Genomic DNA, 15,378 nt, shown 5'->3' with positions numbered 1-15,378 from the left:
TTAATAATACACATATATGTAAGATACACTCAAAAATTTTAAACTTTCTTTACTGTAAAAATAGTATGCGAAATCAAACGAATCTATTGAAAGCAACAAATAAAGACCCGAACTAGTAGGTGAAAGATATTGCCTAATAGTTCGGGTTTATCATTGGCTGAAATACTTATGTCCCAGCCTCTTATCATATATTCATATCTTCAAACAATAAAACACGGGTTGGTGAGGCATCTGTTCCAATTAACTTCATTGGAGCAGCTACCATAAAGAAATTACCAGTTGGAACATCCTTAAGACGTACACCCTCGATTACCACGATGTCTTTTGAAAACAGCGCTTTATGAGTGGGATGTCCTTCTTGGCTACGTTCCACCCCAAGTGCATCAATCGCGAGTCCTCGTACTTCTAACTCAGCTAAATACTGAGCTCCATCTTCTTTTAAGTAGATAAACTGAAAGTTGAATTCTTCATCAAAGGAATTTTTCGTCTTAAATAAGAGAAAATCACCTTTTTGGATATCATGAGCTTCTAAGTCCTTTTTAGTAATTCCATCCTCAACGTGAGTTAAGTCCAAAACCTTCGATGCACCAACAATTTTTTCGATATCTATCGTTTCAATTGTTGCACCGTCGTTCATCATGTGAAGAGGAGCATCCATATGCGTACCAGAATGAACATCAAGTGATATTCTCGTTTCGGTTACATGTCCATTTGTTACGGTATCAAAGGTTGGTTGCTTTTCGGGTTTGTTTTTATAAACAGGCATTCCAACAAAAACGGGAGCTGTTATATCGTAAATTTTCATTCATTTCACCTCGAGTTACTCGCTTAACGGCCACCAGTAGAAGCCGTCCTTTTCCAGGAGCTTGTCTGCTTTTTCTGGGCCGAGCGAGCCTGATTTGTAATTCGGGAAGTCACTTGCTTTATTTGTTGCCCAAGCCTCAGAAATTGTATCAATAAACTTCCAAGACAAACCAACTTCATCCCAGTGAGCAAAGTTTGTTGCATCACCGCGTAAGCAGTCATAAATTAATCGTTCATATGCTTCAGGCGTATTAATACTATTTTGGCTTTTACTACTAAATTCCATCTTAATAGGTGTTGTTTCACCGGTGGGACCTGATTTTTTCGCATTGATATGTAGCGTAATCCCTTCCTCTGGTTGGATGTGAATAACGAGTACGTTCGGGCGTCTTTCTTCTCCCTCAGGGAAGTATAAATTCATCGGCATATCTTTAAACTCGATAACAATTTTCGTTGATTTAACAGCCATACGTTTTCCTGTTCGGATGTAAAATGGAACACCTGCCCAACGGAAGTTATCAATCAATAGCTTTCCAGCTACAAAGGTTTCTGTATTCGATTCAGGCTCTGTCCCGTTTTCATCTCGGTAGCCCATAACTTCCTTGTCAGCGACGATGCCAGAACCATATTGACCTCTTACAAAATATTGGTCCACTTCATCCAAGGAAATTGCTCGCAATGAACGTAATACTTTCACCTTTTCACTACGAACTTCTTCAGTATTTAAACGACTCGGTGGCTCCATCGCTAGCAGGGCGACCATTTGAATCATATGATTTTGCACCATATCACGAAGTGCACCTGATTTTTCATAGTAGCTTGCTCGTTCGCCTACACCTAGAGTTTCACTAGAGGTAACTTGAATGTTTGAGATATAGCGGTTATTCCATAGCGGTTCAAAAAGTGCATTAGCAAAGCGGATTACTTCAATATTTTGTACCATTTCCTTGCCAAGATAGTGGTCAATTCGGTAAATTTCATCCTCAGAAAATGCGTCGCGAATTTGTTTATTCAACTCTTTCGCAGATGGTAAATCCCTGCCAAACGGCTTTTCAATCATTAATCGCTTCCAGCCAGTTGTATCTGTTAATCCTTCAGATTTTAACTTTGATGCAATCGTTCCAAAAAACTCAGGAGCCATTGCTAAATAGAAGATTCGATTTCCGAAAGTATGATATGTAGAATCCAGGTTTTCTAATAATAGCTTTAATTCAAGATACGACTCACGGTTTGTAACGTCAAAAGGGTGGTAATAAAAGTGCTCGCAAAATTGGTCGATCTTTGAATCATCGAGTTTTGCTTCAAGTAGAGCCTCGCGAACATTTTCACGGAATTGCTCATTGGAATTTGGTCTTCTTGCTACACCGACAACCCCAAACTCCTCAGAAAGTTTTCCATTCAAATATAAACGATAAATGGATGGGAACAGTTTTCGATTTGCTAAGTCTCCTGTTGCTCCAAAAATGACAATTAGTGATTTAGGATTTTCTACGTTCAATGCCTTAGACCTCACTTTAATAGGATGCTATATGTAAACTTGCTTATTTACTTTCTTATTGTATAGGCTCTGTTAAACAATAATGTTGATTTCCGTGGAAGGCACTCGCTTTCCGCGGGGCGGGCGGTGAGCCTCCTCGTAGCTATGCTCCTGTGGGGTCTCACCTGACCCGCTGCTCCCGCAGGAGTCTCGCACCTTCCACTACAATCAACATATAGTTAAAATTCAACACTGTACTTTAACAGAGCCATTGTATAAGAAAGTATAGTTTTTCAAGTGGCTAGTTACAGAGTAAGCCCTGCGTTTTATATCTCCTGGAAAAAAAGGGGATTCCTTGCTTCTCTTGAGGCTATGCGAGGTGCCTCTGCAATTCTTAGTATTAGCAAAAAATAATAGATGAAACAAATCTTCATTATTGTAACAAATATCTACTGAAAAGAACATTTGTATCCTCACATTATCTAGAAATCGTGTGTTTTATTTACCATTTTATTTTTGATTATAAGTACTAAGGGTTACTTCAACGGCTGTTTATTTCACAAATGAAAAAAGCTCGTCTTTTCGTGAGGGCTTATACATATAGTGTAACAAATACAATATTTTATAATGAAGGTGAGTAGATGAGGAACGTAAAGGCCATTTTACAGGTTGCAGCGACATATATTGGGACAATCGTCGGAGCTGGTTTTGCGACTGGAAAAGAGGTTGTTCAATTTTTTTCTCAATATGGAATGATTGGAATCATCGGGATCTTAATAAGTGGCTATTTTTTCATTTGGATTGGGACAAAATCGATGCTAATGGCAAAACGGATTAATGCCAATTCGTATCAAGAAATTAATGAGTATTTATTTGGCCAGAAAATCGGAAGAGTCGTCAATACTGTGTTATTAATTATGTTGTTTGGGGTTACGTCTGTTATGTTTTCTGGAACAGGTGCTGTCTTTCGGGAACAGTTAGGGTTACCATCGCAACTAGGAATCTTATTAACGATTGTTCTTTGTTATTTAGCAGTAATTAGAGGGATGAAAGGGCTTCTGGCTGTAAACTCTATTATTGTTCCTATGATGCTTTTGTTTAGTATTGTAATTATCGCGGCTTTCCCAGGATCAACTGTTTATTATGGAGAGTCTCCGAATTTCGCAAAAGTGCTAATGAGTGCGCTTGCATATGCTTCTTATAACATTGTGCTTGGTCAAGCTGTGCTTGTGCCACTAGGTAGAGATAGCGAAAATGAGACCATTATTAAATGGGGCGGTTTTTTAGGCGGATTAGGTTTAACACTCATTCTGATTACTAGCCATTTAGCACTCATTACAATTCCGAATATGACAGCGTACAGCATTCCAATGGCTGAGATTATTAAACAAATTGGGACAGTTCTTCATATCCTATTTGTTATCGTTATTTACGGGGAGATTTATACAACGTTAATCGGAAACGTATATGGCATTTCTAGAAAGCTTTCTGGTTCTTCTACACCAAAAAAATCTATCATTATCTGGATTTTGTTCATTTGTTATCTTGTTAGTTTAATTGGTTTTGATTCATTAATTAAATATTTATATCCTCTCTTTGGCTACATTGGTTGTGTTGTTTTGTTATCTTTAATGGTTAAGAAAATGCCAGTGAAGAGGTCGTGAAAAAGTTCGCAATAATTGCGAACTTTTTTTTTAGCTTTTCAGATACTATCCTTCGTTCTTATAATTTATTTTCATCAACACCAAAATTTCTAACTTCTCGAATCTGTGATTCTAGTCTAGACAAACTCAATTAAAACTAAGGGACTAAACCTATGCATATCTCTGTTTGTAGGGGGGATTTAAGAAATACTTGACATTACATGTAGGACTCATTATATTACTTAATAAATCTATGCAAATTAACAATAAAAATAAACGTTGATAAGGACTAGTAAAGTGACGAAGGTTTTATCCAGAGAGGAAACCAAATGCTGCAAGGTTTCTATAAAACACCACTTGAACCTGCCTTTGAGTTCTGTATCGATAAGATATAGCGGAGAAGTCCGTTATCCTGCTTAAGTGTATAAGGTATAGTCATACTTTATAAATGAGGGTGGTACCGCCAAGCTATGGTCCCTTTTTGGGATTATGGCTTTTTTGTGTTCTTAGAATATAAATTTATCAGAGGTGAAAGAAGATGGCGAAGGAATTTGTAAAAGACATCACATCGATGGAAGAAGATTTTGCACAGTGGTATACAGATGTTGTGAAAAAAGCAGACTTAGTCGATTATTCGAGTGTAAGAGGATCGATGATTATCCGTCCTTATGGCTATGCCCTTTGGGAAAATGTAAGGGACGCTCTTGATAAACGAATAAAAGAAACAGGTCATCAAAATGTATATATGCCTCTATTTATTCCAGAAAGTCTTCTACAAAAAGAAAAAGATCATATAGAGGGATTTGCACCAGAAGTAGCATGGGTTACTCACGGAGGATCAGAGGAATTAACAGAAAGGCTAGTAGTAAGACCAACATCTGAAGTATTATTTTGTGAACACTATAAAAATATCATTCATTCATACCGTGACCTACCAAAGTTATATAACCAATGGGCAAATGTTGTGAGATGGGAGAAAACAACAAGACCATTCTTGCGTACGTTAGAATTTTTATGGCAAGAAGGTCATACAGCTCATGCAACAGATGAGGATGCGCATGAAGAAACAACAAGAATGCTTGATGTGTATGCTGAGATTTGTGAAAAGGTACTCGCCATTCCAGTAGTGAAAGGTCAAAAGACAGAAAAGGAAAAATTTGCAGGTGCTAAGTTTACGTACACAATCGAAAGCTTAATGCATGACGGCAAAGCATTACAAACAGCAACATCTCATCATCTTGGTGATGGCTTTGCGAAGTCATTTGGCATTCAATACACAGATAAAGAAGGTAAGTTGCAGTATGTTCATCAAACATCGTGGGGCTTCACAACGCGTGTAATTGGTGCACTGATAATGGTACACGGTGACAATCGTGGGCTTGTTATTCCTCCAAAAGCTGCACCAACTCAAGTGATGATTGTGCCAATTGCCCAGCATAAAGAAGGTGTATTAGATTATGCCTATGGATTAAAGGGTGAGCTTTCTAAATTAGCACGTGTTGACATTGATGCTAGTGATAAAAAGCCGGGCTGGAAGTTTAATGAATATGAAATGAAGGGGATCCCACTTCGTTTAGAGGTAGGACCAAAGGATATTGAAAACAAGCAGGTAGTTCTTGTTAGACGTGATACCGCTGAAAAGATTGTAGTGGCAACAGATCAACTACATGAAACAATTGAACAGCTGTTAGAAGATATCCAACAAAATTTATATGATAAAGCACTACAGCTACGCGAAGAAAAAACAAAATCCGTAACAAACCTGGAAAGTTTTAAGGAGAAACTTGAAGCTGAAGGTGGATTTATTAAGTCAATGTGGTGTGGCGATCAAGCTTGTGAAGATCGTATAAAGGAAGAAACAGGAGCAACATCTAGATGTATACCTTTTGAACAGGAAGAATTGACAACGACTTGTGTTTGCTGTGATAAAGGAGCGAAGCAAATGGTATATTGGGCAAAGGCCTACTAATTCTGAAAAAGAAGTGACTCTTATTGACGAGAGTCACTTCTTTTTGGTTATTCATCTAATAACAGGGATAAAAATTATAATTGGTAGAAAACTATAGAAAAAACAATGTAAGGTGGCATCATGGAAAACTACAATAATGATAATAGTGCCAGGCGATATAAAGCTCATGTAAGTATTTTAGGAACTACTCAGATCCATTTAAGAAGTCCGTATATTATTGCTTGGTGGTCTGCAGCATTCCCAGGTTTCGGTCATCTCCTATTATCAAAATATATTAGAGGATATCTACTATTTATGTGGGAAGTGATTGTGAATATTCAAGCGAATGTTAATTTGGCTATGATCTATTCTTTCCAAGGAGATATTGAACTAGCAAAGAGTGTATTGGACACAAGATGGCTGCTCATGTATATACCTGTTTATATTTTTGGGATATGGGACAGTTATCGAACAACAGTGGATTTAAATAAGGTTTATCTCCTGGCAGATCGAGAGGACCATCGTTACAACACATTTAGTATAGGATCATTAGAAATTAACTATTTAGATAAGCGAAATCCTGTATTTGCTGTCTTATGGTCGCTTTTTGTACCAGGGCTTGGACAACTCTACTTACATAGAATCTTAACATCCTTTTTCGTCATCATCTGGGTCGTTATCTTTTTTTACAATTCTCATGCATTAGAAGGGGTATCTCTATTGTTGTTAGGGGAAATTCAAAAGGCAACTTCTGCTTTGGATCCAGAATGGCTATTATTCTTACCATCTGTTTATGGATTTGCTATATATGACTCTTATATGAATACCGTTGAAAATAATAAATTATTCAAAAAAGAACAAAGAAAGTTTCTAAACGAACATTATCATTCACCAAGTTTTCACGTATTAAAAGGAATTAAGGTGAAGAGATGAACATGCAATTATTTTCTACATATGAAAGTACCATTTTTTTAGAGATGGCTATTTCAACATTAGAGAAAAAGGGAATAAATAAGGAGAATATTTTTGCGATCCCATTAGATAATCGGTCAGAAAACCGAAAAATTTTTGATAACATTCATCGTTCCGATGGTACTTCACTTATTGATATAGGAATGGCTCTTGCTACCGCATTTTCAGTTGTTGGTGCAAGTATCGGATTTAAATTGAAATGGGGACCAATCTACTGGGGGCTAATCTCGGCGTTTATTGGCTTCCTTTTAGGATTTTTAATTAGCCTCTTTATTGAGTTAGTGGTTAAGAAAAGAAGAAGGAGACTAAAGGGGAAGCATTCGGAAATTATACTCATTATAGAGTGTGAGGAGTCGCAAGCTGAACTAATCGAAAACATATTGTGGAGTCATTTTGCTCTTGGAGTGGCCAAAATAAAAACACGGTAGCGATTGCTTCCGTGTATTTTTGTTACGCTTCATCAATTTGAATACGCTTTTTCACCTTTGTACCTCTTGGTGCTGTAATCGTCAAGATACCATTTTGATAGGTAGCCTTACAGTGTTTCTCAGAAATAGCATAGGGCAATTGAATGCTGCGTTCTGAGTGTTGATATGAACGTTCTCTACGGTAAAAGTTATGATTACGATGAGTCACTTCGTTTTCTTCTTTGTGCTCTACAGAGATCCGAAGATAATGTCCTTCAATATCTAATTGGATTTGCTCACGCTTTACCCCAGGGATTTCAGCCTTTATGACGAGTTCTGTATTTGTTTCATATAAGTCAATGGGAATTCCAAATGCTTTGCTTCGACCGAAAAACTCATCAAGGGAGCCTATTGCACCTTGCAAAGGCCTAGAGTGGAAGAAGTTATCAATTGATTTCATAATATGATGTATCGGTTCATCTCTTTTGGAGAGAGGATTTTTATTTTCTTTCATTATCATCTCATTCCTTTCTTAAGCAAAAATTTCCATCTTGTTTACATGCGCAAGTGGAGTTATGATATATAATTATTCTATTGCTCAAGTAAAAGATATGAGAATGGGCGATAGCGGAATTCATGAATTCAGGGTAGGGTTGATATGCATGACACAAAAACGTGTAAATTGTTTTCAATGCAAACATTTTTATACAACATGGGATAAACGGTTTCCAAGAGGTTGCAAGGCGTTTAATTTCAAAACACCACATATGCCGTCAGTTGCTGTTCATCAATCGTCAGGGAACCCATGTATGAAGTTCGAGGCAAAACAAAAATAACACTTCAATGAAGAGAGCAGGAGAAACAGGATGAGGAAAACATTTAAGTCCTATCATCCTATTGTATGGACATTATTAGCGGGCACAGTTTTCGCTAGAGGAGCTAGCTTTGCGGCCATGCCGTTTCTAGCGCTATACTTGTCAAGGACAACTGATGTTAGTCCTATATTAATTGGCCTTACAATTGGAATAGGCCCTTTAACAGGGACAATAGGTGGTTTTATTGGTGGACATTTGTCCGATCGTTACGGTAGAAAAGTCGTCATGTTAACAACTATTTTTGTGTGGGCAGCCGTGTTCTTTGGATTCGCATTTTCAGAGCATGTACTGGCATTTATGCTATTAAATGCAGTAAACGGCCTTTCAAGGTCCTTTTTTGAACCGACCAGCCAAGCATTAATGGCTGATGTAACGGAAAAAGAAAAGAGACTAAAGGTTTTTTCCATGCGTTATATGGCCATTAATATTGGGGCATCGGTAGGACCGCTTTTAGGAGCCTATTTAGGGATGATCTCAGCCAACTTAACGTTTGTTATTACGGGGATTGCATATATGATTTATGGAATCGTCTTATTAATCCTAATGAATAAATATAAAATCACGAATGTGAATGAAGGAAAAGCAGTTGCTTCGTTTAAAGAGGCTTTTCGCGTGATTGGTCGAGATGTATCATTACGCTATTTTATAGTGGGTGGTATTCTAGTCAACATCGGTTATTCTCAAATTGAATCTTCACTGCCACAGCATTTAAATTCATCATTAGAAGATGGTGTTGTACTATATTCAGTTCTTTTATCAGCGAATGCGATAACAGTAGTTCTCCTGCAAATACCTCTTAGTCGGTTAGCAGAGAGATGGAAAACACTTCATGCGATGATGATTGGTAGTTTATTGTTTACAGCGGGCTTCATCGGCTTTGGATTATCAGGTGGCTGGACGGGATTCATCCTTTCCATGACAATTGTGACGATTGGTGAGATTTTCTTGTTTCCTTCTGGAAGTGTATTCATCGATAAAATTGCTCCAGACGAAATGAGGGGAACTTATTTTGGGGCGGCGCAGTTTCGATCAATTGGTCATTCAGCAGGTCCGATGTTCGGAGGTTGGATATTAAGTCAATATAGCGGACAGCTATTGTTCTTCATAATTGGTGGCGTAATTGCGGCAAGTATGTGGTTTTATTATGCTGGAAATGCACGATATGAAAAACAAATACAGCAGAACACATTGTCTGCATAATGAAAGTGGCTGACTCTAAAGATAGTTTAATGACGACCCATATAGAGTCAGCTGCTTTTCAAGGTAATTCATCTACTACATAGTGTAATGGAGCAAACATATTTTAAAGAAATAAAAGAGGCGGCCCAATTAGTCAACTTTTCATGACTTTTGGGCAGCCTCTTATGATTGTTATTACCAAACATTCGCCAACGTAGGGATTGTAAATAAGTTTTCATTACGTTCGTCTGAAGCGGAGTGAATGTAGACGGCCTTCATTCCAAGCTTAAGAGCGGGAGCAATTTCATTTATAAAGTTATCACCAACTGAAACGGCTTCGTGTGGCTCAACTTCATATTGTGCTAATAACTTTTTGAAATGTTCTTCTGTTTTTGTAGGCTTCATGGAAGAAGTTAAGATATGTTCAAATACGGTATCGAGTTCTAATTCTTTTAACAAACGACCAACATCATCGATATCACTGTTCGTACATAGAACAATTTTTTTCGATTCTTTTAGTTCGAGAAGTCCTTGTTTAAGTCCTGCAGTTTTTGTTAATTGAAAATTGTCTGTTACCATATACTCTTTTGTCTTATTGTAGCTAGTATAAGTGTCTTCAACTCCATAATGTTTGGCTGCAGCAAATGGAAGCCACCAACCATCCCCAATGGCAATCATATTTTCAAAATTAAATGTAAGAGGCTCTGCATACATAGAAGAAGTATCTACTACATTTCCATCCCAGTCGTGTACTTCTGTAACGGTTAAGCTCATTGGATCAAGCGTTAACACATAATCATTTTCAACATCATATGCTTTTCCAATCTTCACAACATGGTTACCAGCTTTCATTGCCTCATAATCCTGCTGGAATTTTTGTTGAAGTTCTTCGTTATGTAACTGTGCCTTCATAAGGTCAGCGTAATAATCAAAATGATCCGTATCTTCATATAGAGTACCATCTAAATCAAAAATCACTAGCTTAGCTTCTTCAATAAATGACTTCATACGTTTAACTCCTTTTTCTATATATAGGCTTGTCATTCCATTATATCATTACACGTTAGGTAAAAACTCCAAACTTTGTATGAATTGACAGTTACAAGTGAAAAATAGTGCATTGTAAATTAGTATGCTATGCGATACGATAACGTCAATAATAAGTTAGGTTGTGAGACAATGGAAGTGACAATTTCAACGATATTAAATAAAATGGACCGCGAATTACAAAAAGCATATGAAGCCAAAGACAACCATGCATTACGTGAGCACCTCATTGTGATTAAAACGCTTTGTGGACTTGTTTTAGAAGAAAGAATGACAAGCGAGGAGCATATACGTTCAAAGCAGACACCGATACATAAAATAGAATCTGTTACAAACAAGAAAGAAGACAATGACGTAGATTCAAATAGTGATTCATTATTTGACTTTTAAACTGTAAACATTACCAACCATATTTCATTCTTTGTAGGAAAAACTGACTGTAAAGAAATGAAAAATGGAGGTACTTACATGACGAATAATACAAATGGATTGTATAGTGGTGCTTTTATATTCGATGAGATACATTCGAGTACGGATACGAAATTAAATCATGATCGCTATGATGTTTATGTAAATGGTGAGTTTGTTGGTCATAAAACGTTATTAACTCAATCAGAAACCATTTCAGATGTTAATGATTTCTTACAGGCGCAAGGTTATCAAAATCTTGAAGCAAAGCTAGATGGTGATCATTATGAATTCCAGGTAGATGAGGATGAAGCTGGTGTGAAAGAGGCTCTTCAAATTTACCTGTCAAGTCGATAAGAATAAATGAGGATGGAACATAAGTATTTCGGCCAATGATAAACCCGAACTATTAGGCGATATTTTAATGAATCTTTTACCTAATAGTTCGGGTTAATTTGTTGCTTTAGATTTGTTTGATTTTGCATACTATTTATAAAAACTAGCGCAATGGAACGAATTTGATCTTACAGCTTAACTGATAAATAATACTTAATAGGTAGAATAATTTAGATAATATTCGCCTTTGAGGATGATTTATTTAGTTATGTCCCAGCCTAATTGTAAGTAAAGATAGACCTTCTATGTAATTGTTGTGCTTTTTCAACTGAAATTGGATAAAACGACACTTTACCTTGAAGAGGTAGTTGTACGAATTTAGGGATATCGTAACTAATGATCGTCCCAATTCTTGGATAACCTCCTGTTGTCTGACGGTCAGCAAGTAAAACAATTGGGCAACCATCTGGAGGGATTTGTATTCCGCCTAAAGGGATTGGGTCGGAAGGTAGTGATTGTTGTTTAGATTGTATAGGGCTTTCTCCCTGTAATCGAAATCCCATTCGATCCCCAAGCGTGTAGGTGAAAATTTGTTCTTCAAAGTTAGAGACAGCATCTTCTTGCAAGTAATCTAAATGTGGTCCTCTAATATAACGAACTTCTATATGATGATGATACGTAGGGATTTCTTTTTGTATAAGTCCTCGATTTCTTTTTAGCAGGGTAGAGTGAGTACTATAGTATATCGTCTTCGGGGTCACTGTTGTCCCAATTTCGGCCTTTGTATAGGTGGATTTACTTCCTAATACCTCTTCAACTTCAAAACTACCTCTAATTGCTAAATACGCAAAGGTTCCTTCGATTTGTTTTCCAAATTCGAGTGTATCACCTCTTTTTGCGGTATATGTTCTCCATCCTAAAATTGGCGTTGAATTTAATATCGGAGAAAGGTTTGCACCACATATAGCGAAGGTAACAGTGTCAAGGAAGGTGAGAGTGGGGCCAACTATACATAGTTCAAGACATACTGCGTTTAGAGGATTCCCTACTAGTCCATTTGCTGTTTGAAAAGCGAAAGAATCCATGGCACCAGATGTAACAACCCCATAACGCTGAAATCCATATCTCCCTTTATCTTGAAAGCTAGTTGCTAATCCTGTTTTCTCTATATGAATAATTGGTTTCCTACTCACTTTTGTACTCCTAAAGGTTTTATTTGGACACCTCTATTGGTTAGTGCCTTTTGTAATTCCTGTGCTAACTTTACAGAGCCTTGATGATCACCGTGAATACAAAGTGTATCTGCTTCTATTCGAATAGTTGAGCCAGATATGGTTGTAACTTCATTGCTTTCAATAATGGATAGGGCTTGTGCAACTGATTCCTCAATTGTAGCTATGGATGAATTTTCAAGATATCTTGGTGTTAACGTTCCATCATCTTGGTAAGTTCGATCGATAAATGCTTCAATGGCATACGGTACATTTAAATCGATGCAAGCTTGAATAAGTTCACTATCAGCCAGACCATAGACAACTAAATTTGGATCAAATACTTTTACAGCTAGGGCAATTGCTTTTGCGATATACGGTTCAGTTGAAGCCATATTATATAAAGCACCGTGTGGTTTAACATGGGTTAACGTTACATGCTCTGCATAACATAGGGCTTGAATTGCACCAAGTTGATAAAGCATTAAATGCTTGATTTCGTCTGCCTCTAGGTGAAGGGGGCGTCTTCCAAATCCGTGTAAGTCATAGAATCCTGGATGTGCGCCAACATTCACTCCCTTTTCTTTTGCCTTTTTGATTGTGGCATTCATAATATTCGGGTCACCTGCATGAAATCCACAGGCAATATTTGCTGATGAAATATACTGCAGAAGCACATCATCCTGCCCTATTGTATAGTGTCCAAATCCTTCACCTAAGTCACAGTTTATATCAATTTGTTTCATTTAGTAGCCTCCAATTCCTCAAGAGTTATTGCATAGAATGATAACGTATCTCCCGGTTGAAATAAAAAGGGTTTTGTATTGGATAGGTTAAAAAGCTGGATAGGAGTTTGTCCGATAATATTCCAGCCACCAGGAGATGCAAGAGAATAAATACCTGTGTAATTTCCTCCAATTCCGACTGCTCCTTTTGAAACATAGGTCCTTGGTGTTGACTTTCGTGGTGTTTGTAATCGTTTATCAAGTCCCGTTAAATAAGGAAATCCAGGGAGGAAACCCATGAGCGCAACTTTATATGTAGTTTCTTGATGAATCGCAATTACTTCTTCAGGAGTGAGGTTGTGTGTATGAGACATTTCAATAAGGTCTAGGGCAACCTTTTCATCATAACAAATCGGTATTCTATGATGTGCAGGAGCAATTGAGATGGAATTTCGTTTTTCTTCAAGATAAGGAATAACGACCTTTTTCATGTGTTTAAACGTACATAATGATACGTCATATTCAATGGCTATTGTTTCAAATGCTGGAATAACATCTATCATTGCGGGGTGCTTTATTTCATATAGTATTCGTGCAGTATCGTGAATATGGTTTAGTAACTTATCTGGCTGATTGTGTGAGTATGTTATGAGTAAGCTAGTATCACCGAGTGGTTGAATGTTGTACGGAAACATATATGCCTCCTAATTATTTTTGGAATATTAGGATAATTATATCATAATTAGGGCAACAAGGAATTATCTTGGATTTTTGAAGGCTAATCTATTATGATGGAAGAAAAAATATATATAAGGTGTGAAAAAAATGAAATTATTTATCGTATTAGGTGCGATTAATGCATTAATTGGAGTCGGCCTAGGTGCATTTGGTGCACATGGTCTAGAAGGTAAGCTATCAACGAAAATGCTTGAAGTTTGGAAAACCGGAGTAACATACCAAATGTTCCATGCTCTTGGTCTATTAGTTATTGGTCTACTAGTAGGCAAGTATGAAAATGTTGCGTCCTTTACATGGGCAGGATGGCTTATGTTTATCGGCATTGTTTTATTCTCTGGTAGTCTATATGCATTAAGTACAACAGGTATTAAATTTTTTGGGCCAATCACTCCATTAGGTGGAGTTGCCTTTTTAATTGCTTGGTTAATGGTGATTATTGGGGCTGTGAAATACTTGTAAAATAGAAACAGAGTATCCAAAGGTAGTGGATACTCTGTTGCTTTTATTGGCCATTGGTGGAATAAGTTATTTCTTTTAAGTAGTATGTTGCTTGAAATGGAATGTGCTCTATTATAAGGATTTTCAGCAAACTATAGGGGGCGTTACACCCTGGGCACAACACTGAATTCAGCACATTCTGTTCAAGTGTGGGAGCATGTTGCCCCTATAGCCATATATTTTTATCTAGGGCTATAAGTTGTTATTGGTTGTGCTGCAGATGCAGAACCAAAAGGATATTCATAAGCTAATTCTTCATCGAATGTAATGTAATTTAGGTATACCATTAATAGTAAGTATCTCATTCCAGTTTGAGGATCACTTAATATGATATGGTCACGACCTGCCGCTTCAACAATTCCTTTAAATACCTCACGATTGTTCTCGAATGTCATGTAAACAGTTGCGAGCTTACCTTTGTTTAAACGTAAAATATTTTCAATATAGGATTGTTCTAAGGGAAGCATACCAGGTACAAAATCAGCTGGATTTTGCATCCCTACATTGGGAGCACCAGGCTGAACTAACGGTCCACCTGCTTGAGCATACGGGTTATACGTCAGTCCTGGAGGTACTTGTTGCATCCCTTGTGTTGGAAACGAAGTACCATAATATCCATAAGGACTTGTTTGTGCATACTTTTGATTCATGAAAACCCCTCCTAGTAATGAAGATTAACGATACACATCTGGACAATTCTCCGAAGTTGGTTTGTAAAAGCAGTGTGATTTAAATCTCCCTGTGTTCCACTGGTTATACCACTGAGCAGGGCAATTCCCTCCTGGCTTAAAGAACCATAACGAAAATTCAGCAGGGTTGAAACGTTGACCTTTTAGAACTCTTCGTGCTAATTCAATTTCAGTTGGTCTAGCAGCTTGATAAAAATAGCCCTTTTGTGTTGCTTCAAAACCACCAGGACTTTGATACACCATTTGGCGGATATTGGTGATTTTCTTAAAATCTAAACAAGCAGCACGAGCACGATTGACCCCTACATTTCCAACCAATAGCATTCCTTGTTTTCCTTCTCCTTCAGCCTCAGCACGTAAAAGTCGAGCTAAAAGCTTCACATCCTCTTCAGTATGAGCAACTACAGCCATCCTCTCACCC

At 37.3% G+C, this 15,378-nt stretch carries 17 protein-coding genes and 1 other annotated feature; of the genes, 8 read left to right on the top strand and 9 right to left on the bottom strand.

What is annotated here, in order from left to right; translation table 11 throughout:
• Positions 1-184: 184 nt before the first annotated feature.
• Together JR050_RS03915 and zwf are read right to left on the bottom strand one after the other, a co-directional pair.
• Complete coding sequence (locus tag JR050_RS03915) at positions 185-805, bottom strand: cyclase family protein (RefSeq protein ID WP_204202202.1); 621 nt, start codon at positions 803-805, stop codon at positions 185-187.
• A gap of 15 nt (positions 806-820) precedes the next feature.
• Positions 821-2,302, bottom strand: coding sequence for a glucose-6-phosphate dehydrogenase (zwf, locus tag JR050_RS03910; RefSeq protein ID WP_204202201.1), 1,482 nt, complete (start codon positions 2,300-2,302; stop codon positions 821-823).
• A 620-nt stretch (positions 2,303-2,922) separates the two neighbouring features.
• Here zwf and JR050_RS03905 point away from each other — a divergent pair.
• The 4 genes from JR050_RS03905 to JR050_RS03890 all read left to right on the top strand — a co-directional run bounded on the left by JR050_RS03905 (position 2,923) and on the right by JR050_RS03890 (position 7,272).
• Positions 2,923-3,945, top strand: coding sequence for a YkvI family membrane protein (locus tag JR050_RS03905; protein ID WP_204202200.1), 1,023 nt, complete (start codon positions 2,923-2,925; stop codon positions 3,943-3,945).
• Between the two features lie 249 nt (positions 3,946-4,194).
• Positions 4,195-4,406 (top strand) — a binding site (T-box leader).
• A gap of 56 nt (positions 4,407-4,462) precedes the next feature.
• On the top strand, positions 4,463-5,893 hold the full coding sequence (gene proS, locus JR050_RS03900) for a proline--tRNA ligase (RefSeq protein WP_204202199.1): 1,431 nt from the start codon (positions 4,463-4,465) through the stop codon (positions 5,891-5,893).
• Positions 5,894-6,013: 120 nt separating this feature from the next.
• Positions 6,014-6,805 carry a hypothetical protein gene (locus JR050_RS03895; RefSeq protein ID WP_204202198.1) on the top strand — a complete coding sequence of 264 codons (792 nt, stop codon included), beginning with the start codon at positions 6,014-6,016 and terminating at the stop codon, positions 6,803-6,805.
• A 2-nt stretch (positions 6,806-6,807) separates the two neighbouring features.
• Positions 6,808-7,272 (top strand): hypothetical protein, encoded by a 465-nt coding sequence (locus JR050_RS03890; RefSeq protein ID WP_204202326.1) that lies wholly within the window; start codon positions 6,808-6,810, stop codon positions 7,270-7,272.
• Between the two features lie 22 nt (positions 7,273-7,294).
• On the opposite strand, the gene JR050_RS03885 is transcribed toward JR050_RS03890, so the two are convergent.
• A complete protein-coding gene (locus tag JR050_RS03885) occupies positions 7,295-7,765 on the bottom strand; it encodes an Hsp20/alpha crystallin family protein (RefSeq protein WP_239454084.1) in 471 nt (156 codons plus the stop codon).
• Positions 7,766-8,117: 352 nt separating this feature from the next.
• On the opposite strand from JR050_RS03885, the gene JR050_RS03880 reads away from it, so the two are divergent.
• Entirely contained in the window at positions 8,118-9,326 is a 1,209-nt protein-coding gene (locus JR050_RS03880) for an MDR family MFS transporter (protein WP_204202197.1), read from the top strand.
• A 174-nt stretch (positions 9,327-9,500) separates the two neighbouring features.
• On the opposite strand, the gene JR050_RS03875 is transcribed toward JR050_RS03880, so the two are convergent.
• Complete coding sequence (locus JR050_RS03875; RefSeq protein ID WP_204202196.1) at positions 9,501-10,313, bottom strand: HAD family hydrolase; 813 nt, start codon at positions 10,311-10,313, stop codon at positions 9,501-9,503.
• 171 nt (positions 10,314-10,484) lie between these two features.
• On the opposite strand from JR050_RS03875, the gene JR050_RS03870 reads away from it, so the two are divergent.
• Entirely contained in the window at positions 10,485-10,742 is a 258-nt protein-coding gene (locus tag JR050_RS03870; protein ID WP_204202195.1) for a YwdI family protein, read from the top strand.
• Between the two features lie 78 nt (positions 10,743-10,820).
• Complete coding sequence (locus JR050_RS03865; RefSeq protein ID WP_239454082.1) at positions 10,821-11,117, top strand: hypothetical protein; 297 nt, start codon at positions 10,821-10,823, stop codon at positions 11,115-11,117.
• A 257-nt stretch (positions 11,118-11,374) separates the two neighbouring features.
• On the opposite strand, the gene JR050_RS03860 is transcribed toward JR050_RS03865, so the two are convergent.
• Genes JR050_RS03860 through pxpB form a run of 3 tightly spaced genes read right to left on the bottom strand, consistent with a single transcriptional unit; the run spans position 11,375 to position 13,727 of the window.
• Entirely contained in the window at positions 11,375-12,289 is a 915-nt protein-coding gene (locus tag JR050_RS03860) for a 5-oxoprolinase/urea amidolyase family protein (protein ID WP_204202194.1), read from the bottom strand.
• A complete protein-coding gene (locus JR050_RS03855; RefSeq protein WP_204202193.1) occupies positions 12,286-13,053 on the bottom strand; it encodes a LamB/YcsF family protein in 768 nt (255 codons plus the stop codon). Before JR050_RS03855 ends, JR050_RS03860 begins: the two co-directional genes overlap by 4 nt.
• Positions 13,050-13,727 (bottom strand): 5-oxoprolinase subunit PxpB, encoded by a 678-nt coding sequence (pxpB, locus tag JR050_RS03850; RefSeq protein ID WP_204202192.1) that lies wholly within the window; start codon positions 13,725-13,727, stop codon positions 13,050-13,052. Before pxpB ends, JR050_RS03855 begins: the two co-directional genes overlap by 4 nt.
• A 130-nt stretch (positions 13,728-13,857) precedes the next feature.
• Between pxpB and JR050_RS03845 the strand changes: the two genes are divergently transcribed.
• Complete coding sequence (locus JR050_RS03845) at positions 13,858-14,229, top strand: DUF423 domain-containing protein (protein ID WP_204202191.1); 372 nt, start codon at positions 13,858-13,860, stop codon at positions 14,227-14,229.
• Between the two features lie 221 nt (positions 14,230-14,450).
• Here JR050_RS03845 and gerQ read toward each other — a convergent pair whose 3' ends face one another.
• Both gerQ and JR050_RS03835 read right to left on the bottom strand, forming a co-directional pair.
• Positions 14,451-14,918, bottom strand: a complete 468-nt coding sequence (gerQ, locus tag JR050_RS03840; protein WP_204202190.1) for a spore coat protein GerQ — start codon at positions 14,916-14,918, stop codon at positions 14,451-14,453.
• Positions 14,919-14,942: 24 nt separating this feature from the next.
• The gene (locus JR050_RS03835; RefSeq protein WP_204202189.1) at positions 14,943-15,368 is read right to left on the bottom strand and encodes a cell wall hydrolase; all 426 of its coding nucleotides are present in this window, start codon (positions 15,366-15,368) and stop codon (positions 14,943-14,945) included.
• Positions 15,369-15,378 lie beyond the last annotated feature (10 nt).

Source organism: Bacillus suaedaesalsae (genome assembly GCF_016890225.1).
Lineage (GTDB): Bacteria > Bacillota > Bacilli > Bacillales > SA4 > Bacillus_BS > Bacillus_BS suaedaesalsae.
Note: the sequence above shows the minus strand (reverse complement) of the source record. Positions and strands in the feature narration are given on the sequence as shown.

What these genes read in the sequence shown, in the direction of transcription:
- JR050_RS03915 (WP_204202202.1), bottom strand. Translation starts at nt 805, where the DNA reads ATGAAAATTTACGATATAACAGCTCCCGTTTTTGTTGGAATGCCTGTT.
- JR050_RS03905 (WP_204202200.1), top strand. Translation starts at nt 2,923, where the DNA reads ATGAGGAACGTAAAGGCCATTTTACAGGTTGCAGCGACATATATTGGG.
- proS (WP_204202199.1), top strand. Translation starts at nt 4,463, where the DNA reads ATGGCGAAGGAATTTGTAAAAGACATCACATCGATGGAAGAAGATTTT.
- JR050_RS03895 (WP_204202198.1), top strand. Translation starts at nt 6,014, where the DNA reads ATGGAAAACTACAATAATGATAATAGTGCCAGGCGATATAAAGCTCAT.
- JR050_RS03890 (WP_204202326.1), top strand. Translation starts at nt 6,808, where the DNA reads ATGCAATTATTTTCTACATATGAAAGTACCATTTTTTTAGAGATGGCT.
- JR050_RS03885 (WP_239454084.1), bottom strand. Translation starts at nt 7,765, where the DNA reads ATGAAAGAAAATAAAAATCCTCTCTCCAAAAGAGATGAACCGATACAT.
- JR050_RS03880 (WP_204202197.1), top strand. Translation starts at nt 8,118, where the DNA reads ATGAGGAAAACATTTAAGTCCTATCATCCTATTGTATGGACATTATTA.
- JR050_RS03875 (WP_204202196.1), bottom strand. Translation starts at nt 10,313, where the DNA reads ATGAAGTCATTTATTGAAGAAGCTAAGCTAGTGATTTTTGATTTAGAT.
- JR050_RS03870 (WP_204202195.1), top strand. Translation starts at nt 10,485, where the DNA reads ATGGAAGTGACAATTTCAACGATATTAAATAAAATGGACCGCGAATTA.
- JR050_RS03865 (WP_239454082.1), top strand. Translation starts at nt 10,821, where the DNA reads ATGACGAATAATACAAATGGATTGTATAGTGGTGCTTTTATATTCGAT.
- JR050_RS03855 (WP_204202193.1), bottom strand. Translation starts at nt 13,053, where the DNA reads ATGAAACAAATTGATATAAACTGTGACTTAGGTGAAGGATTTGGACAC.
- pxpB (WP_204202192.1), bottom strand. Translation starts at nt 13,727, where the DNA reads ATGTTTCCGTACAACATTCAACCACTCGGTGATACTAGCTTACTCATA.
- JR050_RS03845 (WP_204202191.1), top strand. Translation starts at nt 13,858, where the DNA reads ATGAAATTATTTATCGTATTAGGTGCGATTAATGCATTAATTGGAGTC.
- gerQ (WP_204202190.1), bottom strand. Translation starts at nt 14,918, where the DNA reads ATGAATCAAAAGTATGCACAAACAAGTCCTTATGGATATTATGGTACT.
- JR050_RS03835 (WP_204202189.1), bottom strand. Translation starts at nt 15,368, where the DNA reads ATGGCTGTAGTTGCTCATACTGAAGAGGATGTGAAGCTTTTAGCTCGA.